This window comes from Chryseobacterium turcicum, assembly GCF_021010565.1.
Lineage (GTDB): Bacteria > Bacteroidota > Bacteroidia > Flavobacteriales > Weeksellaceae > Chryseobacterium > Chryseobacterium turcicum.
Map to the genome: position 1 here is coordinate 1,160,698 of NZ_JAJNAY010000001.1, position 21,395 is coordinate 1,182,092.

19 protein-coding genes are annotated in these 21,395 nt (G+C 33.5%); 3 read left to right on the forward strand and 16 right to left on the reverse strand.

Annotated elements, in window-relative coordinates; all coding sequences use genetic code 11:
- Window positions 1–68: 68 nt before the first annotated feature.
- From LO744_RS05400 to LO744_RS05415, 4 genes are all read right to left on the reverse strand, one after another.
- On the reverse strand, window positions 69–1,175 hold the full coding sequence (locus tag LO744_RS05400) for a leucine-rich repeat domain-containing protein (protein ID WP_230667621.1): 1,107 nt from the start codon (window positions 1,173–1,175) through the stop codon (window positions 69–71).
- A 203-nt stretch (window positions 1,176–1,378) separates the two neighbouring features.
- Window positions 1,379–1,762, reverse strand: coding sequence for a DUF3037 domain-containing protein (locus tag LO744_RS05405; protein WP_230667623.1), 384 nt, complete (start codon window positions 1,760–1,762; stop codon window positions 1,379–1,381).
- Entirely contained in the window at window positions 1,749–2,522 is a 774-nt protein-coding gene (locus tag LO744_RS05410) for a HipA family kinase (protein WP_230667625.1), read from the reverse strand. The genes LO744_RS05405 and LO744_RS05410 overlap by 14 nt, the downstream gene beginning before the upstream one ends.
- 15 nt (window positions 2,523–2,537) lie before the next feature.
- Window positions 2,538–3,794 (reverse strand): DUF4886 domain-containing protein, encoded by a 1,257-nt coding sequence (locus LO744_RS05415; RefSeq protein WP_230667626.1) that lies wholly within the window; start codon window positions 3,792–3,794, stop codon window positions 2,538–2,540.
- A 67-nt stretch (window positions 3,795–3,861) separates the two neighbouring features.
- On the opposite strand from LO744_RS05415, the gene LO744_RS05420 reads away from it, so the two are divergent.
- Window positions 3,862–4,722 (forward strand): alpha/beta hydrolase family protein, encoded by an 861-nt coding sequence (locus LO744_RS05420; RefSeq protein WP_230667628.1) that lies wholly within the window; start codon window positions 3,862–3,864, stop codon window positions 4,720–4,722.
- A gap of 422 nt (window positions 4,723–5,144) precedes the next feature.
- Here the strand turns inward: LO744_RS05420 and LO744_RS05425 are convergent, their stop codons facing one another.
- The 9 genes from LO744_RS05425 to LO744_RS05465 form a co-directional block, all read right to left on the reverse strand.
- Window positions 5,145–5,966 (reverse strand): flavin reductase family protein, encoded by an 822-nt coding sequence (locus LO744_RS05425; RefSeq protein ID WP_230667630.1) that lies wholly within the window; start codon window positions 5,964–5,966, stop codon window positions 5,145–5,147.
- 86 nt (window positions 5,967–6,052) lie between these two features.
- Window positions 6,053–6,466, reverse strand: coding sequence for a GxxExxY protein (locus tag LO744_RS05430; protein WP_230667632.1), 414 nt, complete (start codon window positions 6,464–6,466; stop codon window positions 6,053–6,055).
- 91 nt (window positions 6,467–6,557) lie between these two features.
- Window positions 6,558–7,805, reverse strand: coding sequence for a fumarylacetoacetase (gene fahA / locus LO744_RS05435; RefSeq protein WP_230667634.1), 1,248 nt, complete (start codon window positions 7,803–7,805; stop codon window positions 6,558–6,560).
- Between the two features lie 45 nt (window positions 7,806–7,850).
- Complete coding sequence (locus LO744_RS05440) at window positions 7,851–8,330, reverse strand: hypothetical protein (protein ID WP_230667636.1); 480 nt, start codon at window positions 8,328–8,330, stop codon at window positions 7,851–7,853.
- A 68-nt stretch (window positions 8,331–8,398) separates the two neighbouring features.
- Complete coding sequence (gene hppD / locus LO744_RS05445; protein WP_230667638.1) at window positions 8,399–9,529, reverse strand: 4-hydroxyphenylpyruvate dioxygenase; 1,131 nt, start codon at window positions 9,527–9,529, stop codon at window positions 8,399–8,401.
- A gap of 230 nt (window positions 9,530–9,759) precedes the next feature.
- A complete protein-coding gene (locus LO744_RS05450; protein WP_230667640.1) occupies window positions 9,760–10,542 on the reverse strand; it encodes a hypothetical protein in 783 nt (260 codons plus the stop codon).
- A 115-nt stretch (window positions 10,543–10,657) separates the two neighbouring features.
- A complete protein-coding gene (locus tag LO744_RS05455; RefSeq protein ID WP_230667642.1) occupies window positions 10,658–11,932 on the reverse strand; it encodes an acetyl-CoA hydrolase/transferase family protein in 1,275 nt (424 codons plus the stop codon).
- Window positions 11,933–12,157: 225 nt separating this feature from the next.
- Window positions 12,158–13,669: a succinate CoA transferase gene (locus LO744_RS05460; RefSeq protein WP_230667643.1), complete on the reverse strand. Its 1,512-nt coding sequence runs from the start codon at window positions 13,667–13,669 to the stop codon at window positions 12,158–12,160.
- A gap of 175 nt (window positions 13,670–13,844) precedes the next feature.
- Window positions 13,845–14,999 (reverse strand): homogentisate 1,2-dioxygenase, encoded by a 1,155-nt coding sequence (locus LO744_RS05465; protein WP_230667645.1) that lies wholly within the window; start codon window positions 14,997–14,999, stop codon window positions 13,845–13,847.
- A 489-nt stretch (window positions 15,000–15,488) separates the two neighbouring features.
- On the opposite strand from LO744_RS05465, the gene LO744_RS05470 reads away from it, so the two are divergent.
- The gene (locus LO744_RS05470; protein WP_230667646.1) at window positions 15,489–17,561 is read left to right on the forward strand and encodes a TonB-dependent receptor plug domain-containing protein; all 2,073 of its coding nucleotides are present in this window, start codon (window positions 15,489–15,491) and stop codon (window positions 17,559–17,561) included.
- 213 nt (window positions 17,562–17,774) lie between these two features.
- The gene (locus tag LO744_RS05475) at window positions 17,775–18,242 is read left to right on the forward strand and encodes a thiol:disulfide interchange protein (protein WP_230667648.1); all 468 of its coding nucleotides are present in this window, start codon (window positions 17,775–17,777) and stop codon (window positions 18,240–18,242) included.
- 76 nt (window positions 18,243–18,318) lie between these two features.
- Here LO744_RS05475 and LO744_RS05480 read toward each other — a convergent pair whose 3' ends face one another.
- Genes LO744_RS05480 through LO744_RS05490 form a run of 3 tightly spaced genes read right to left on the reverse strand, consistent with a single transcriptional unit; the run spans window position 18,319 to window position 21,255 of the window.
- Entirely contained in the window at window positions 18,319–19,173 is an 855-nt protein-coding gene (locus LO744_RS05480; protein WP_230667650.1) for a glycine betaine ABC transporter substrate-binding protein, read from the reverse strand.
- Entirely contained in the window at window positions 19,170–20,003 is an 834-nt protein-coding gene (locus tag LO744_RS05485; protein WP_230667652.1) for an ABC transporter permease, read from the reverse strand. Before LO744_RS05485 ends, LO744_RS05480 begins: the two co-directional genes overlap by 4 nt.
- A 1-nt stretch (window position 20,004) precedes the next feature.
- The gene (locus tag LO744_RS05490; RefSeq protein WP_230667654.1) at window positions 20,005–21,255 is read right to left on the reverse strand and encodes a quaternary amine ABC transporter ATP-binding protein; all 1,251 of its coding nucleotides are present in this window, start codon (window positions 21,253–21,255) and stop codon (window positions 20,005–20,007) included.
- Between the last annotated feature and the right edge of the window lie 140 nt (window positions 21,256–21,395).

Genomic DNA, 21,395 nt, shown 5'->3' on the forward strand with positions numbered 1-21,395 from the left:
AGCATAAAAAAAATGGTTTTAAAAACTATCACTAAGGTGATATAGAGTATACATAGATTTTACCTTATCTAACTTTTTAAAAGAATTTTTTTTATATCCTTCGTTAAATGTAATAAGTAACTTTCCGCTTTTGCTTTCTGTAAAGACCCTAATGATTCACTTGGTGGATTAGCAGCTTGATACTTGCTTAAAATAGAATCTGTAAAAAGACAAGGTTCTACAATTATTGGCATTATTTTAACTCCTTTTTTCTTTGCATTCTCTAAAATAATTGGCACCTCTTTTTTCGTGATAAATTCAGAAGCTAAAAAATCTGTAGAAATTACGAAAATAGCAATTCCAGCATTATTCAAAGATTCATTAATTTTTTCCTCCCAATCATCACCTGTCATAAGTTTTTCATCATCCCAAACATCTATTTCAATATTTAAAGAATGTTTAAGTACATTGAGATGGGTTTTAATTCTGTTTAACCAATATTTATCTTGATGAGAGTAACTAATAAATATTTTATTATTAAAAAGTTCGGATTGCACATTCATGTCTTTTAAATCTTTAAGTATTTCTTTCTGTGTTTCTAAAAATTTTAAATTCGCTAAAGAATTTCCTTTAATTTTAGAGAGATCTGAAAATGTTTTTTGTATAATGGGATTGGTTTCAATTTTTCCATAGCAATATATAGCCAAAAGACTATTCATTCTTTTCAATTCTCTTTCTGGAAATTGCTCCAAAATAAGATAGTTTAACCATAATTTTCTTAAGTTAGATAAATTTTCAATTTTTGGTGATAAAATTTTTATTTTATTTCTGCTTAAATCTAATTCTCTTAAAGAATACACTGAAAACAATTCATTGGGTAAAAATTCGATAAAATTATTAGCTAAATGGAGACTTACTAAACCATTTAAGTTGTTGATTTGTTGTGGTAAAGATTTTATTTTATTGTTATTTAAATTTAAAATTTTTAATTTTTTCAATTTAAATACTTTTGCATAAATATTCTCTATCCGATTATTAGAAATATCTAATGTTTCTAAAAATTTAAGATTTTCAATTTCTTTAGGTATTTCTTTAAGAAGATTATTAGACAAATTTAATTTTTTTAAATTTTTCAATTCTAAAATTTCTTTTGGAAAAACTTTTAATTTCTGCCCAGATAAATCAAGTTTTGTCATATTTTGGTTTATCATCAATGTATCTTATTTATAAATTAGTTAAATTTGTTGCTTCCTTTTGGAGGGAGGGGAATTAAAATAACAAAATATATTTAAACTGTTTGACGGCAAGCTGTCATCTGAAAAAGAAATACAGGGTAAATATATTTGCTACGGCGACCTCACTAACAAATGGTCCGAGCCGGTTATATCCACTCGGACTTTTACTTTACCAATTCTTCAAAAAGTTTACCAAAAGTTTGGTTTAAATCTTTCGATTTTCCTGGATGAGGTCTTGAAGTTTGTACAACTGCGCTTCTCACTGCGGTTAACCATCGGAATCTGTCAGGAATTTCAAGTAAAGCAATCGGGCCACCTTCTTTTTTTCCTTCAGCGATATTTTTAAAACTTTCCAGATTTTTAATGATATCATCATAATCCAGTTTATTGTGCATCAGTTTAAACTTATCGGGACAGAGGTGAAATTCTACTTTAATAAATTTTTCTCTTTTTGAAAACAAAACCAATCCGATGTTGAAAAACTCTTCTCTTTCAACCTTCGGAACCAAACGTATTACGGCGTATTCGTATATTTTATCCTCTTGCATTTTTGGCTTCGTTTATAAAGATTTGAGAATTTTCTAATCGGGTTTTCAGAAAGTTGAAGTACACTTCACGAATTTCATCCGGACTTTCTTCGGCGTCATTCCAATGTAACCAATCCTGTGGAATCAAATCCACAATTTCTCGGAATAATGTTTCATTTAAAACTGAATGTGCAAATTGGTCTGCTTCATCCAGTTGTGTTGCCTGCGGAAGTAAAACATGGTCTTTTATATATTTAAAAGGTGTTTTTGCAGCTGTATCAAAATTCTGCCACGAATGGTGAAAGTAAAAAGAAGCGCCATTATCAATTACCCAAAGCTCTTTGTGCCACATCAAAAGATTGGTGTTTTTAAAAGTACGGTCGATATTGGTAATAAATGCATCCAGCCAAACAATTTTTGAAGCCAGAAGTGAATCTACTTTTACACTCGAATCATAAGCAATAGAGCCCGAAAGATAGTGAAGACCTAAATTAAGACCTTCGGAGTTTTTTAATAAATCCTGAATTTCTTCATCGGCTTCGGTTCTCCCAAAATCTACATCAAGATTGGCAAAAACCAGCTCCGGAATTGGTAAACCCAAAGCTTCGGTAATTTTTCCTCCCAAAAATTCTGAAATCAACATTTTCACACCATGACCGGCGCCACGAAATTTTAAAACATATTTAAAATCATCATCTGCTTCTGTTAAAGCAGGCAGTGAGCCTCCTTCACGAAGCGGAAGAATGTAGCGCTGTATGGTAACTGTTCTTAAATTTAGCATGATGCAAAACTAAAACTATTTTTTGATAATCTTTTTAGTGTATTCTTTTTCTCCGATTTTATATTTCAAAAAATAGGTTCCAGTGATTACATGATGTAAAGGGATGGTATAGCCATTTTCTGTTTTTTTGAAATCATGCTTGAGAACACGGCCAGAAGCATCTGATAAGGAAATAACAGACAGGTTTTTATTAGTAATAATGTTGATAAAATTCTGAGCCGGATTAGGATAGATTTGAACCAAATTGATTTTATCCTCCTGAGTTCCCAGATTATTAATGGTAACAGATTTTGCTTTGGTAGAATTTATTCCGCAAGCGTTGGTCGTAAGTGTTACTTGGTAGTTTCCGGTAGCAAGATACGTATGGGTAGGGTTTTCTAAAGCAGAGGTACTTCCATCTCCGAAAGCCCATGCAAAAGTCGTAGCATTCTGGGTAGTGTTTGTAAATTGAACTGTAGAATTTCCTACGGTTTGATAATTAAATTTACTAGCTACATCGTTGGCTCCGATAAACCATGTGTTAAGGTTGTCATAGACTGTATTTTTTACAATACTTTTTATAGCCTGTGATTCTGTAGCAGTTAAATTCCCATTGAAAGGTGCCAATTCTGGATTCTTTTTAAATAAAATAGTGTAGAACGTATAAGCTGCTGCCATAGACCCTAAATAGCTGGGATGTGAGCCATCGCTGGAATATAATTCCATAGAAGGTTGCTGCTGTCTTATCGCTCTCCATACTTTTCCAACTGGAGAAATCAGACCTTCGTTTATTTGTGCCATATCCATATATCGGTTGTAGATAAGGTCGTCCATACCTTCATAAGTGCACGCAGGAGTATTTCCGTTGGCGCAATTTGTAGCATCACCGGTTTTATAACCCCAAGTCATAAAGAATATTGGGTTTCCACAAGCATTCATGTTTTTGGTAAGTTCCGCAAGTTGTTTGGCGTACGGGTGCATTTCTGACTGTATATAGCTATTTGGAAATGACGGAATTTGGCTCTGTTCCTGCAAGACGACATAATCCCAATTGCCTTGATTAATGACTGAGGTTACTGCTTGGTTTTGTGCATGTTGCTTTAGTGTAGCGCCTCCCATTGCATGAGTTTGGTAATTTAATACATCTCCGGTAGAAACTGCAATTTGCTTTACCAATTCGGGTAAATCATTGGTGTACGTGTAGCTGTTTCCTACAAAAAAAACTTTTTTTGTAGTCTGCCCGATGGTGAAAGAGAATGAAATTAATAATAAAAGGAGTAATGATTTTTTCATATATTTAAGTTAAAATTAATATCGTAAATGTAACTTTTATTTTAATGATATGTTAAATTAATATTTTATGAAAATAATCAAACAGATTAATATTCTTCTTAAAAATCCTGAAACCAAAGATTTTCTTGCCGATGCATTTTATTCAGATACTGATAAAAAACTCCCTTTGGTTATTTTTGTTCACGGTTATAAAGGTTACAAAGACTGGGGCTCGTGGAATATGATGGCAAAAAAATTTGCGGAGGCAGGTTTTTTCTTCGTTAAATTTAATTTTTCTCATAATGGAACTACAACTGAAAATCCTCATAATTTCGACGATTTAGAAGCTTTTGGAAATAATAATTATTCGAAAGAACTGTCTGATTTAAATTTTGTGGTTGATTATTTCATTAAAAACCCAAAAATAGACGGTCAGAAAGTAGTTTTAATTGGTCACAGTAGAGGAGGAGGGATTTCTATTATTAAAACCTGCGAAGACGAAAGAATTAACGGGCTCATTACTTTAGCAAGTGTAGATACTTTAGACAGATTTCCTAATCCCGAAAATTTGGAAAAATGGAAACAAGATGGAGCGTATTACGTAGAAAATGGAAGGACAAAACAGCAAATGCCTCATTATTATCAGTTTTTTGAAGATTTTAAAAATAATGAACATCTTTTTGATGTAGAGCGCTCGATGGAAATGGCAAAAGCTCATGTTTTGATTATTCATGGGACAAAAGACGAAAGCGTAAATGTAAAACACGCAGAGCATCTTCATATTTTAAATCCAAATTCTGAATTATATCTCATTGAAAATGCAAACCATACATTTGGAGCCAAAGAACCTTGGGAGGAAAATCAATTACCAGAAAAATTGAATGAAGTTGCAGAAAAATGTATTGATTTTATTAATGATAAAATTGTCAACGACTGTCGGTCTTTATAAATGACATTTTTTTTTAATATTTTATTTTTTCTACAACAGATATTGTTCCTAATGGAGCAAAAGTTGTGTATTTCGTAGGGTTATCATCTATGTAGATGTATTATTTTTTTAATGAAATATTTTAAACCGTTAAGGATATTAAATTTTTAAGATTTTTTAAGCGAAAAATCAAAGATTTCATTTAGCAAAATGCTTAAAGCGAAGCCCAACTTAATTAATCTTAAAAATTTATAAATCTTAGAGCCTGTTTACGTTTTATTAATTTGAATTCTTTATGATTGATTTTTTTTCAATCAGTTTTTAAATAATTCTCGCAGATTTTGCTGATTAATAGCAGAGAAATTAATCTGCTTAATCAGCAAAATCTGCGAGATAAATTATTTTCATTTAAATTTAAACAAACTCTTAATGGTTAAAAAAAATTATTTAACCAAAACTTTCCAAGCTTCTTCAATTTTACTTTCTAGCAATAGTTTCTGCGCTTCCAGATGAATGTTTTCGTCATCATGACAGTTTTCAGAAGGTAAAATTTCTACATTCGCCAACATTCCCAAATCGTTTCCGGTAAAGATTTTGCTGAGTTTTATAGCATTTGGAAGTAAATCGAATCCAATTCCTTTGGTAACCAATGGTTTTGGAACTTCAAAAAGATTATTCTCATTATTTCTAGAATACCAGTTTCCTCCAAGACGCGCAACCATATCAAGCTTTTTCTGGTCTAAATTTCCTTCTTCATTCAGATATTCTTCTCTGATGTGGATTTTCTGTACTTCACAAATAACTAAATTTCCTGCACCACCTTGGTCTCCCAAAGATTTTACCTCTAAAACTTTGCATTCAAAATTAACAGGGCATTCTTCAATCAATTTAGGCTGTACCAAATCAGCGTCTTTCATCGTCAATCCAGATTTGATAAATTCGTTGACTCCGTCACCATATTCTGTTGAGGCTAAAGAAATCTGCTGTACAATCGGAAAGTTTACCGTTCCGATTACGACTTCAGAAGTTTCCAAAACGTTCTCCAAAGTATGTTTTGTGGTATTGTCACGAACTCTTCTTGAAGGTGAAAAAATCAAAATCGGAGGAACAGTACTAAACATATTAAAGAAACTGAACGGCGACAAATTGATTTCCCCATTTTTATCAACCGTAGAAGCCAATGCAATCGGACGTGGCGAAACGGCTGTTTGCATGATTGTTTGTAGTTGTACAGGTGTTATTTCGGATGGAATTACTGTTTTCATTGTTTTTATTACTTAACACTTAAGTTATTTTAAGTATTATATTTGTGCATATTAAAGTACACTTAAGGTTTGAAAATCTGAGATTTTCATTCTCTTGGGAGTTCTTTGAAAAGTTTGGAAGCAAAGGCTTCGTAACCTTCATGATAAATATTTATAACATTGAAGTTTACTAAAATTGCTCTAGGAACTTTTAGTAAATTCATATAATTCATGGTTTGTGCTTTATGAATTGGATGAATTTCTGACACTGATTTTAATTCTAAAACAATTAAATCTTCAATTAAGAAATCACATTTTAATTTACAATTTACTTTTTCTCCCTTATATGAAAATGGAATTTCAAGTTCACTTTTGTATTTTAAACCTATCAAATTAAATTCTTTTTCTAAGCATTGATGATACACTTCTTCATAAAGACCTGGCCCTGCCAATTTATGAACTTCAATACAAGCTCCTACGACCTTATATGAAATATCATTGATGAATTTTTGTGTAATCATAATAAGAGGGAAATCTGAGATTTTCAAAAAACTAAAGTGAACTTAAATTTTCATTGCTTTTTAACTAATAAGATACTTAAGTGTTTGATATTTATTTTGTTGGAATAATTTTTCCTGCTACTTCACCGAAACCTACTCTCACGCCATCTTTTTCTGCCCAAGCTTTCATGGTTACGGTATCGTTATCATTGATGAATTTTCTTTCTTCACCGTTAGAAAGTGCGATTGGGTTTTGTCCTCTCCAAGTTAATTCAAGCATAGAGCCGAAAGATTTTGGGTCGCTTCCTGAAATAGTACCACTTGCGTAGAGGTCACCCACTTCTACATTACAACCATTTACGGTGTGATGAGCCAACTGTTGGGCCATATTCCAGTACATATGTTTGTAGTTGCTTTCAGAAATTAGGTTTTCTTCACCATTTTCAGGCTGTAAATAAACTTCAAGATTGATATCGTAATTTTTGTCACCTTCAAATTTTAAATAATCTAAAACTTCAGGGTCTTGAGTAGGAGAAGTCGTTTTGAAAGGCTCTAAAGCTTCAAGAGTCACAACCCATGGAGATGCTGATGAACCGAAATTTTTCGCCAAAAATGGTCCTAGTGGAACATATTCCCAAGCCTGAATGTCTCTTGCTGACCAGTCATTGAAAATAATCATTCCGAAAATAGCGTCTTCAGCTTCTGCTGTAGAGATGCTTTCCCCCATTTCGGTATTTTTGTTAACGATAAATGCCATTTCCAATTCAAAATCAAGTTGTTTTGATGGTCCGAAAACTGGTTTGTCTGCATCAGCAGGTTTTGTCTGACCTTTTGGACGGTTGATTTCTGTTCCTGAAACAACAATGGATGAAGCTCTTCCGTGATATCCTACCGGTAAGTGTTTCCAGTTGGGAAGTAATGCATTTGCAGGGTCTCTGAACATTTTCCCAACATTGGTTGCGTGCTCGATGCTGCTGTAAAAATCAGTATAATTTGGAATGTGAATAGGCATCATCATTTTTACCTGATCTACATCGTAAAATGCTTCTTCGATTGTTTTTTCATCTTTAGACAAAATAGAACCTTCAAGCAATAATTCCTGTATTTTAAGACGTACTGCATTGGTAACCGGTTTCCCAAGTTCTATAAACTCATTTAAAGTGTAAGCTTCAAAAATATTATCATCAAGATCTTTAATTTCGTCAAAAAATCCTAAGTCGTACAAGGTTGCAAGATCAATAATCTGATCTCCGATTCTTGTGGCGCATCCTATGAATTCTTTATCGAAAACCGCTACTCCGAAAGGAATGTTATGAATTGAAAAGTCTGAATTAGATGAATATTCTACAAATGATTTCATAATTTTTGTAATTTAATTTAGGTTAGAGCAAAATCAGTCGTGATTTTACTTTTTAGCTTTAATCTTTGCTTTAGAAAAAGATTCTTCGTCAATCCATCTGTCTTTGTTGTTGACGTCGATAAGGTACAAGATATTATCTTGTCTGGTAAGTAACAGAGTTTTGGTAACGGGGATTGGAACTTTTTTGTTTTCAAGAAGATCGGCTCTCAGCGAAATAATGTTTTTTCTGCTTCTCACAATGTCACCAGAAAATACATTTGAGGTACTTTCGTTGGTCGCTTTATCGTCAAACATCTCAACGTATGTTGCATTTTTTCCTTTAATGACGATAAAATTTCTTTCGGTGTGGTCGGCAAAATCTTTAATCAAAACAAATTTTTTATCGTCAATATTAACGTTGCTTAAATTCTGATTAATACCTTTTCTTTCCTCTAGTTTTGTGAGAATAGCATCCAAAGACCCGTATTGAGCGTTGGCAAAAAAAACGATTCCGATAAGTAATAGTCCACTGAAAATTTTGTTCATAATCCTGTGTTTGTAAAAAGTTTTGTCAGGATCTGCATCCTGACAAAACTCTGTTTTTGATTTTTAGATTAAAGATTTCCTCTTTTTTCTTGTTCTCTTTCTAATGCTTCGAATAATGCTTTGAAGTTACCTGCTCCAAAACTTTGTGCACCATGTCTTTCAATAATCTCGAAGAATAGAGTAGGACGGTCTTCTACTGGTTTTGTGAAAATCTGAAGTAAGTATCCTTCTTCATCATGATCAATCAAAATCCCTAAATCTTGAAGTTTTTTAAGGTCTTCATCGATGTGACCTACTCTCTCAGGAACCAATTCGTAATAAGCTTCCGGTGGTGCAGAAAGGAATTCTACTCCTCTTTTTTTCAATTCAGTTACTGTATGAATGATATCTTTTGTTGCAACAGCAATGTGTTGTACACCTTCACCTTCGTAGAAATCAAGATATTCTTCTACTTGAGATTTCTTTTTACCTTCTGCAGGCTCATTAATCGGGAATTTTGCAAAACCGTTTCCGTTTGACATTACTTTAGACATCAAAGCAGAATATTCTGTATTGATTTGTTTGTCATCAAAAGAAAGGATGTTTACAAACCCCATTACTTTTTCGTACCATTCTACAGTAGGAACCATTCTGTCCCAATCTACGTTTCCTACACAGTGGTCAACATATAAAAGACCTGCATCTTCCGGCTGATAAGCACTTTCCCATTTTTGGTAACCAGGCATGAAAGGACCTGTATAATTTTTTCTTTCGATAAACATGTGAACAGTTTCTCCGTACGTGTAAATTCCGGACATTCTTACTTCACCATGCTCATCAGTAAGTGTTACTGGCTCTAAATAAGGCTTTCCACCTCTTTTAGTAGTTTCTTCGAAAGCTGAATAAGCGTCATCTACCCAAAGTGCCAAAACTTTAACACCATCACCGTGTTTTTTTACATGCTCATTGATAGGAGAATCAGAGTTTAAACCTGTCGTTAAAATCAATCTTATTTTCCCTTGCTGTAGAACGTATGATGCTCTATCTCTTACTCCTGTTTCAGGACCTGCGTAAGCAACTGACTGAAAACCGAATGCTGTTTTATAATAATGAGCCGCCTGTTTTGCATTACCCACATAAAATTCGATATAATCTGTACCGTTAATTGGTAAAAAGTTCTCTGCCTGAGCAATTTTTTCGGCAAATGTTAATGTTGACATATTTTCTATTTTTACTTTTATTTAATGGTTTGCAAATTACAAAATTCTTGTAAATAATTAGAAACAAAATTGTTATGTAATCGATTGTCTTATTTTTAATTAAAATTAAAGTTTATTTAAGTATAGTTAAGTTTATCGTTGTTTTGTTATTTATTCTATATTTGATAAAGATACAAGATGTAGATAATAAAATTATTTCAAACAAAGAAAGCCGTAATTATTTACGGCTTTCAATTTTTATTATTTAATCTTCCTGCGTCTGGGTTGTAATTATCCCATATTTTCCACACATTATCTATTTTGCGGATAAAATAAATCTGCGTGTTGAGCTGGTTGACGAAGTGCTCTTCTCCGTTTTCTCCTGCTTTAAAGACTAGATTCCAGAATTCCTGGGTTTCGAGAATCTTTTTATCAGGCTCGTCTGTTACGATGTTTACATCAAAGACCTCAAAATTTGAACGGTTGTTTTTGGTAACGAGCTCAAACTGTCTTTCACAAAGTTCTTTGCTGAAAGCGGAAGCTCTCTCAAGAAAAGGAGAATTGTCGAATACCAACTCTTGAAATAGTTCTATTTTTAATGTAGGAAAGCTTTTATATAAATTGAAAACGGCTGAACAATATTGATAAACAATGTCTACTGAAAAAACACTACTGCTTACTTTTTCTTCGAGTATTTGATTCTCTTTACTATCATGAATGTATGAGTTGAGGTCTTTAAAGCCTAAAAAAATACATATTTTATCAAGTGTTTTTAAAAAACGCAAATCATTGTGTGTTTTATCTTGATAATCGCTTTCAAAAAAACGTTGTAAAGTAATGTGTGAAATTGTATTTCCCAGCTCAAATCGTTTATCGCTTTTAAGTTCTTCAGACAAGGCCAATTCTTCTTTGATGATTTCTGAAAGAATAATATAGTGGCTTCTTTTCCACTCGTCTACTGTTCCTAAAATTGAATCTTGAACTTTGGGATGCTTAGCAACTTTATCCTTTATAGAATTATAAATCGTCTTCATTTGTGTAGTATTTATATAACAAAAGTTTTTGGCAAAAAGATTGCCAAAAACTTCATGGTTATTTTATCTAAATGTAAGAAAATTTTTAATTCGAAAAGCGATATTTTTTCTTTTTTTATTGTTTAAACCTCTCATGAGCTGCTCTTTCCAGCATTTCTCGGTCATCAGGATGTGCAATGCTGATAAGCTCCTGAGCTCTTTGGCGAAGATTTTTTCCGTATAGATAAACACTTCCATATTCTGTTACCACCCAATGAATATGGCCTCTCGTGGTTACAACTCCTGCTCCTTGTTTCAGGAAAGGAACGATTCTGGAAATTCCTTTTTTTGTTCTTGAAGTGATAGCGATAATGGGTTTTCCTTCTTCACTTAAAGCGGCACCTCTCATAAAATCCATTTGTCCGCCGATTCCACTATACTGCATCGTTCCGATAGAATCTGCACAAACCTGCCCAGTCAAATCAATTTCAATAGCAGAATTGATGGCAACCATTTTATGATTTCTCATAATGTTGATTGGGAAATTTACCGTACTTACATCATCGAAAGAAAATACTGTGTTATCATCTACATAGTCATACAGTTTTCTTGTCCCGAAACAGAAACTTGTAATCATTTTATTGTCGTTGTATCCTTTATATTTGTTGTTAATAACGTCATTTTGAATTAAATCGATCACTCCATCGCTCAACATTTCGGTGTGTACACCTAAGTCTTTGTGATTTCCTAAACATTTTAAAACCGCATCAGGAATCGTTCCTATTCCCATTTGAAGAGTAGAGCGGTCGTCAATTAGTTCGGCAACATTTTTACCTACCAACATCTCGTCAGGACCTACTTTTGCACCATAGTCAACGGTTGGAAGCTCTTCTTCATGCCAAACCAGTTTATGAATTTTGCTGATGTGAATCATTCCGTCGCCATGCGTTCTCGGCATCAAAGGATTAACGATTGCAACAATTGTTTGAGCAGTATCTACTGCAGCTCTTGCAATATCTACAGAAGTTCCCAGTGTACAGAAACCATGTTTGTCAGGAGGAGAAACCGTAATAAAGGCTACATCAAGCGGTAAAATGTTTTTTCTGAAAAGAATTGGGATTTCACTTAAAAAAACAGGGACAAAATCACCTCTTTCAGAATTTACTGCATCACGAACTGGTGTAGAAACGAATAACGAGTTGATGAAAAATTTATCTTTGTATTCAGGTTTTGCAACTTCCACATTTCCTTGCTGTGTAATGGAAACCATTTCTACTTTATCAAGTCGGTGTGATTGCCTCGCCAATTCATCAATTAAATAATTCGGAGTACACGCACTTCCATGAAAAAACACGCGGTTTCCGCTTTTTACTGTGTAGACAGCTTCTTCTGCACTTATATAATTGTACATAGTTGGTGATTTTTAGTAATACTTTAATAATTGAACTGAACATCTTTATTAATTTTCAAAAATGTCTGTCTTCTCAAAGATAATTGATATTCGACTTGTTATGTTTAAATATTAGATAAAAATCAACAAACTTTTGTCATGTTATATCAATTGATAGATAATATGCTTCAATAAAAAAGGACTAAATGTATTACAGTTAGTCCTTTTTAATCTATTTTTAGTTTATTAATTATAAACCTCTTCTGTGATTTGTTTCTTCATGCTTCCTGTTTCTGAGAATCTTAAATGCCAACTGAAAGATTCTTCCAAAAGGTGAGGGGTATGGCCACCTCGTTCGCATGCTCTATCGAAATAAGACTGTAATTCTTCTTTATAATCAGGATGAACACAGTTGTCAATTATTTTCTGGGCTCTTTCTCTTGGAGCTAGCCCTCGTAGATCTGCTAAACCAATATCGGTTACCAAAATATCAACATCATGCTCTGTATGATCGGTATGAGAAACCATTGGAAGAACGTGCGAAATTTTATTTTCTTTGGAAGCCGCCTGTGTTACGAAAATGCTTAAATATGCATTTCTTGCAAAATCTCCCGAACCTCCGATTCCGTTCATGATTTTTGTTCCTCCAATATGTGTAGAATTTACATTTCCGTAAATATCAAACTCAATCGCGGTATTGATGGCGATAATACCTAATCTTCTGATCAATCCGGGGGTATTGGAAATGTTTTGAGGTCTTAAAACAAATTTTTCTCTATATTTTGAAAGATTCCCTAACACTCTTTCATAACATTCCGAAGAAACGGTAATTGAAGATGCTGAAGCAAAACTCAATTTTCCAGAATCAATTAAATCAAATGTACTGTCTTGAAGAACTTCCGAGAACATTGTGAGATCATAAAAGTTACTGTCTTTGAAACCTGTAAGAACAGCATTAGCAACTTTTCCGATGCCTGCCTGAAGCGGAAGTAATCTGTCGGTAAGTCTTCCTAGCTGAACTTCATTTTCAAAAAATCTGATAATATGTTTTGCAATAGCAGTTGTCTTATGATCGGGTTCTGTAATATCTGCTGGACTGTCTTTTTTATTAGTAAAAACAATCGCTTCAACTTTGTTAGGATCTAGAGGAATACTTTTTCTTCCAATCTTGTTCCATGGAGCTACAATTGGAATAACGTTTCTGTAAGGATAATCTTCTGCCTGATAAATATCGTGAATTCCATAAACTTCTTCAGGAACTTCTGTATTGATCTCAATAATTACTTTTTTTGCCAATGCTGCAAATGTTACGGAATTTCCTACAGAAGTAGTAGGAACTATGCTTCCATCTCTTTCTATATAAGCCGCTTCAATTATTGCAACATCAATATTCTGTAAATTTTTTGTGTGAAGAAGCTCAGCGCTTTCACTTAAATGTTGATCGATAAAGAGGATTTCACCATTATTGATTTTACTCCTCAGAATGGGATCTGCCTGAAATGGCATTCTTTTTTTTAAAACATTAGCATCTGCTAATTTTCCATCAATTCCGTGTCCTAAAGAAGCTCCGGTCATTAAGGTAACCTGAATGTTTTCGGTTTTTCCTCTTTCTGCTAATGCTGCTAAAATGGCTTTGCTGTCACCAGCTTTTGTAAATCCGCTGGAGCCTACGACCATACCGTCTTTAATAATCTTAACAGCGTCTTCCGCAGTTGTTACTTTCTCGCGCAGACTTTCTAATCTTATTCTTTCTAACATGTAATTTTGATTTTATTTTAATCATCATTAACTACATATTTTTTAATTAAAACAATGATGATTAAATGTTAACCCTATGTTACAAATTTACAAAAAAAGATGCTTTAAATAAGTTTTTAAAGCATCTTTTAGATTTGTTTTCCAAATTCTTATAAATTATTTTTTCGGAACAATTCTATTCTTCCAACCAAGAAGTTTTATAAGATGGGTCTTCCACTTTCATCGCTTCTTCGGTGATTTTTAATGGTTTAAAAGGGTCTACCATTACGGCATATTCTTCGGTGAATTTTTTACCGATACTTCTTTCCATAGCTCCAGGGTGAGGACCATGAACGATTCCTCCGGGATGTAAAGTGAAATCCATTAAATCAATGTGATTACGGCTCATAAAATCACCTTCTGTGTAGAATAATACTTCATCAGAATCAATATTTGAGTGATTGTATGGCGCAGGAATTGCCATTGGATGATAATCATACATTCTCGCACAGAAAGAGCAAACTACAAAGTTATGCGCCTCAAAAGTCTGGTGAACTGGTGGCGGTTGGTGGATTCTTCCTGTAATCGGCTCAAAATTTTTGATATTAAATTTATAAGGATAAAAATATCCGTCCCAACCTACAACATCGAATGGATGCGTTGCGTAGATGAAATCGGTAATCTGATTTTCTTTTTTTACTTTAATTAAAAATTCTCCTTTTTCGTCTTTTGGCTCAACAAAAGTAGGGGCAATAATGTCTCTTTCGCAGAATGGAGAATGCTCCAAAAGCTGTCCGAACTCATTTCTGTATCTTTTTGGGGTGTAAATCGGTGAATGACTTTCGACAACGAAAAATACTGTGTCGTCAGAATTTAATTCAACCTGATAAATCGTCCCTCTTGGAATAATCAGATAATCACCAAACGAAAATTCAAGATTCCCAACAAAAGTTTTCAAAATTCCGCTTCCGTTATGAACGTACAAAAGCTCATCACATTCCGCATTTTTGTAGAAATAATCCATTGATTTCCTTGGTTTTGCCAATCCCATTTTCAGGTCATTGTTCACCAAAAGAAACTTTCGGCTATCCATAAAATCGTCTTCAGGAGTGACGTTCATTCCTTTAAACATTCTTGGAGTCACGTTTTTGTCGATGGCAATTTTCGGTGTCACATCTTTCGGCTCACCAATCGATTTGATTTGGGTAGGACGATGTACATGATATAACAAAGAAGAAATCCCATGAAAACCTTCTGTTCCAAAAAGTTGTTCGTAATAGAATTTATCCTCTGGAGATTTGAAAATTGTATGCCTTTTTTGAGGGATATTTCCCGACTGATGGTATCTCATTTTACTTTATATGTTGAATCTCAAATTTAATATTTTTTAATGAATTGGGTAAAGATATTTTTTGCGGCATATTTTCTTACCGAAAAAGTAACAAAAGTTGAAATTGAAAATCTGAAGTTGAATGTGATTTTAGATAAGAGCTAGTTTAAATTTAAATGAAAATAATTTATCTCGCAGATTATACAGATTTAGCAGATTAAAAACAGAGAAATTAATCTGCTAAATCAGCAAAATCTGCGAGAATTATATAAAAATTGATTGGAAAAAAATCAAAAGCTAATCATGCAGAATTTAAATTAATAAAACTTAAATAGGCTCTAAGTTTTGAGTTCTGATATATCATTTTGTGAGCTTTATATTTTCAAGAAGATAAACTTTAATACGTTGGAGTTCTTTTTTAGTAGTTGTAGTTCAGGTTTTTATAAATTATTTAAAAATAGTTTTTCTATTCTAAAATTAATTGTTAGTTTTGTCTAACAATTTTATTTCATGAAGCGAATATTATTTTCTGTAGTTTTTTTGTCATCATTTTGTTCCGCTCAGGAAACAGATAGTTTAGATATTAATAACACTCAAAAAGCCGATGTTGATACAATTTCTAAGAGAAAAGAAATTAAAACGAAAGATATTGACGATGTTGTCATTACCGGGACTATAAAACCAATCAGCAGGTCGAAAAGCCCTGTTGCGGTGGAAATTTACAGTCAGAAATTTTTTCAGAAAAACCCTACTCCCAATGTGTTTGAAGCAATTGCGATGGTAAATGGTGTAAAACCTCAGCTGAACTGCTCGGTTTGTAATACGGGAGATATTCACATCAACGGATTGGAAGGACCTTACACAATGATTTTGATTGACGGTATGCCTATTGTAAGCTCACTTTCTACAGTATATGGCTTGAGCGGAATTCCAAATAGTTTAATTGACAGAATAGAGGTGGTAAAAGGTCCGGCTTCATCACTTTATGGTTCTGAAGCGATGGGCGGAGTAATTAATATTATTACAAAAAATGCCTTGACGGCTCCAAAATTGAGCGTTGATGTAATGACGACGAGTTGGGCTGAAAATAATGTTGATTTTTCTACTAAATTTAATGTATCTGAAAAAGCCGCTTCCTTATTAAGCCTGAATTATTTTAATTCTACCAAAAGATTCGACGAAAATAATGACAATTTCACCGATGCAGCGCTACAAAACAGAATTTCAATTTTTAATAAATGGAATTTTCAACGAAGAGAAAACCGACAGGCGAGTTTTGCATTGAGGTATTTATATGAAGACCGTTTTGGTGGAGAAATGCAGTGGAATAAATCGTATCGTGGAAGCGACCAAGTGTATGGTGAAAGCATTTATACCAATAGAGTAGAAGCTTTTGGGGTTTATCAATGGCCGATAAAAGAGAGTATTGTGACGCAGTTTTCTTACAATTTTCATGACCAAAATTCATTTTACGGAACCAATCCTTTTGAAGCGACTCAAAAAGTAGCTTTTGCACAAACCTACTGGGATAAAAAACTGGGAAACCATGATGTGATTGTAGGAGTAACTTTCAAAAGAACTTTTTATGATGACAATACTCCTGGAACTCTCTCAAGCGATGGACTGATGAATGAGCCGATGAAATCACCAATTTTAGGTGCGTTTATTCAAGACCAATGGGAAATCAACGAAAAAAATACCTTGTTGCTCGGTTACCGATTTGATTATGATAAAATTCATCATGCTGTGCATTCACCGCGTTTTGCATGGAAGTTTTCTCCCAATCCTTATCATACGTTACGGTTTAATTTCGGAACAGGATTCAGGGTTGTGAATTTATTTACGGAAGATCATGCAGCTTTGACGGGTTCGAGAGATGTTGTGATTCAGTCTGATTTAAAACCAGAAAAATCGATTAATGGAAATATAAATTATATATGGAAAATTCCTGTTGGCGACAAGCTGATTAATTTGGATGCTTCTGCATTTTATACTTATTTCAGTAATAAAATTGTGGGCGATTTTGATACCGACCCTGAAAAAATTATTTATGACAACCTTCATGGTTATGGGATTTCAAGAGGTGCATCTATGAATTTAGACTATCAATTTAATTTTCCTTTGAGTGTAAATCTTGGAGTGACCTATTTGGATGTGTATCAGAAATTTGATGGCGAAACTGGAAAATCTCAACAGCTTCACGCTCCAAAATGGAGCGGAACGTATAATCTGACCTATAAATTTCCCAGTAATTTAACGATTGATTTTACAGGACAGTTTTACGGACCGATGCGATTGCCGGTTTTACAGAATGATTACCGACCAGAATATTCTCCGGCTTTTAATCTTGCCAATATTCAGGTTTCGAAAAGCTTCAAATCGGGAATTGAGGTGTATTGTGGAATCAAAAACCTGTTCAATTTTACACCAAAAGACCCATTGATGCGACCGTTTGACCCGTTTGATAAAAATGTTAACGACCCCATCAGCAATCCGAATCGTTATACTTTTGATACGACTTACGGATATTCTCCGATGCAGAAAATAAGAGGTTTTTTAGGAGTGAAATATACTTTGAAGTAAGATTGATTTGCATATGTTTTTAACGCAAAGTTTTTTAATTATTAAAACTCTTATTTTAAGGAGCAAAGATGAATCAACAAGTTGATTTGATTAAGCTATATTTTCAAGCTTAGCGAAGCAAATTTATTTGCCTTTGCCTCTTAAAATAATATGTTATTCCAAATAAATCTTTGCGTTAAAAGAATTGAAGTAATAAAGATTAAAATTGATAAAATGAAAAACGTAACGATTTTTTTATTTTTAATGTTAGTGCCGAGTTTTTGTCTTTCACAGATGAAAACCGGTGCTTTTTCGGATTTAGAAAATCTGGAACAAGAGAAAGCAAAACCTACGATTATTCATATTTATACCGATTGGTGTGCAATCTGTAAAATAGAATCTTTTGAATTAAACAAAAACAAACATCTGGTAGAATTAATTAATGAGAAATTTAACCTAATCAATTTTGAAGCTGAAAAAACAAAAGAAAAAATCAATTTTCAGGGAAAAAAATTCAATTATTTACCCAACGGAAATTCAGGAATTCATGAATTGGTTTTAGCTTTATCTAAAAATAAAAAACAGCCTGTTTATCCGTTGTGGATTGTTTTAGATGAAAATCAGAATTTAGTTTATTATCATGAAGGACGATTTAAACCTGAAAATATGAAAGAGAAACTGTTGGGGATTTTGGCTTTATAATTTCTTCAAAAATAAATAATCCTCATGTTTTCTTAAAAGATGAGGATTAATTCTGAAAAGAAATTTGAATAAACATTCAATTTTTATCCAGCCAGGAATTTACGAGTTCAGGATGGTCTTTCACCCATTCTTTAGCTGTAGTTTCTTTGTCTTTACTACCTTCCATCTTAGTCAAAAGGTCGGTCATTGTTTTGTTATCAAAATATATTTTAGAGAAGAATCTTGTCAGTTCAGGATGATCTTTTCCAAAGCTTTTTCTGCTGTAGGTTTTGATTTTTTCGGCTTCTCCAAATGTTTTTTTAGGATCATCCAAAAATTTAAGTTTCATTTTACCAAACATCCAGTGAGGTTGCCATGCTGCTACAACAATCCATTCTTTACGTTTTATAGCATTCTGAAGTTCTGTAATCATTGCGATTGTTGAAGAATTAATCTGTCTGTAATTTAATTCATAATCTATAATTGCTCGGTCTGTTGCAGAGGTCATTCCGGCTCCCTTTTCTATACCAATAATTCTGTTTTTAAATTGCTTTTCGTATTTTGGAAGGTCTTCAATAGATTTTACAGGAACATAATCGGGAATTACCAACCCAATCTTTCCGTTGTCATAGTTTGTTCCAAGGTCAACCAAGTCAGGGAATTTTGCAATTTTCGTTTTATGAGTGTAAGGTAGCCAGACTCCAAGGAATAAATCTGTGTCTTCATTATTCATTGAAGCCAAAATCATATCCGTGGAAGCTTTCTGAATGATGATGTGGTATCCCTGCTCATCCAAAATAGCTTTTACAACATGGGTCATTGCGACATCTTCTGCCCAGCCGTCGACCATTCCAATGTTGATATATTTGGAGCTTTTTATGTTTTTACAAGAATTAAATACTCCTAAAATGATAACAAAAGTAATCACAAATAGATAATTTATTTTTTTCATTTTGCTGTTTTTTTCTTTACAAATCCTTGGGTAATCCTGTCAAGAATAATAGCTAAAATCACAACGGATAAACCACTTTCAAATCCTAAACCGATATCCAGATTATTAATTCCTTCCAATACTTTTTCTCCCAAACCACCTGCAGCAATCATTCCTGCAATAACAACCATTGATAATGATAATAAAATGGTTTGATTGATACCTGCCAAAATTGTATTTGTTGCCAAAGGGAGTTCTACTTTAAATAAAATCTGACGGTTGGTGGCTCCAAAAGCTCGGGCTGCTTCTACAATATCTTTGGGTACAGAGTCTATTCCTAATGTCGTTAAACGTACTGCGGGTGGCATTGCGAAAATAATTGTTGCAAAAGCTCCCGGAACTTTACCGATGCTGAAAAATAATACCGCAGGAATTAAGTATACAAATGCAGGCATTGTCTGCATTAAATCTAATAAAGGACGAATGATTTTTGCTGCAAATTTATTTTTTGCCGCCCAAATTCCCAACGGCACAGATAAAATAAGTGCGGTAAGTGTCGCCACAAAAATAAGCGCTAATGTTTCCATCGTTTCTTTCCAGAATCCCATTAGAAATATTACAGTAAGCCCAGCTGCCGTCATAATAGCGGTTCCTTTTCCTGCTTTCCATAAGGCTAATAATGTGAAAAGAATAATGATAATGTAAAAAGGAGTATTTACTAAAGCCCATTCAATGCCCAAAATGGAGGAGTTTCCAATATTTTTTATAACATCAAATAAAGGTTTTGCGTTTTCTGTGAGCCAATTGATAGCAGTTTCTATATATTGACCTATATCTATAGTTTTATTCATCTTATTGGTTGTTTGCAATTTCTTTTAATTCAATAATCTCTTCTTCGTTAAACTTGGTAGCTTCTATGATAAGTGATAGCTGAGTGACCAAACCTAAAAATTTATTAGTTTCATCTACCACGGCAATCGCTGATTTGTTTTCCGAAATCAAAGGAAGCATTTCTTCGACGGTGGCTTCCTGGTACACCGAAGGAACATTACTGTTAATCACTGATTCAACAGTTAGTTCTTTTTTCTTTGCAATTTGAACAATATCACTAAGCGTTACAAAACCCAGAAATTTATTTTGAAAATCTACGACTGGTAAAGTTTCCAAACCTGTAGTTCTCATTTTTCTAAGAGCACCTTCGGGGCCATCTTTTCGGAAACGAACTACAGTTGGCTTATCAAACATCAGAGATTTTGCGGTAATAATCGTTTTACGGTCAACTTTTTCTACAAAAGCTTTTACATAATCGCTTGCCGGATTGGTTAAAATATCTTCTGCAGTTCCTATTTGCTCTATGACGCCGTCTTTCATAATGACAATACGGTCTCCGATTTTAATGGCTTCATCCAAATCGTGAGTAATAAAGACGATTGTTTTCTGTAGAGTTTCTTGCAGATCGAGCAGCTGATCCTGCATTTCAGATTTTATCAGCGGATCGAGTGCTGAGAAAGCTTCATCCATCAACAAAACTTCAGGGTCGTTTGCCAAAGCTCGGGCTAATCCGACTCTTTGCTGCATACCTCCCGAAAGTTGTGAAGGTAATTGATTTTCAAAACCATTTAATCCAACAATATCTAATGCTTTTTGTGCTTTCTCTTCACGGATAGTTTTGCTTTCTCCTCGTATTTCAAGTCCGAATGCGGCATTGCTCAAAACAGTATGATGAGGTAGCAATCCAAATTTCTGAAATACCATACTCATTTCTGTTCTTCTTACTTCCAGAAGGTCTTTATTGTTTTTATCGGTAATATTATCGTTATTGATAAAAACTTTTCCTGCTGTCGGTTCATTCAGTCTGTTCAGGCAACGTAGTAAAGTAGATTTTCCGCTTCCCGAAAGTCCCATAATGACAAAGAATTCACCTTCGTAGATTTCAAAACTTGCTTTGTTGATTCCTACGGTACAGCCTGTTTTTTCAAGAATTTCTTTTTTAGAAAAACCTTTATCCAGAAGTTCTAACGCCTTTTCTTTATTTTTTCCGAAAATTATTGTCAGATTTTCAACTTTAAGTTTTACTTGTCTATTATTGTTAATTGTTTCCATATTCAAATTTTGTTAATGTATTTGAAATAAGAAATTGATACAATGATACAATGATACAATGATGCTTTGATGAGTGATGTCATCTTGTGCAAAAATGTTTAGTATGATTTTTATAGTAAAATCATTTTTTAAATAATAAA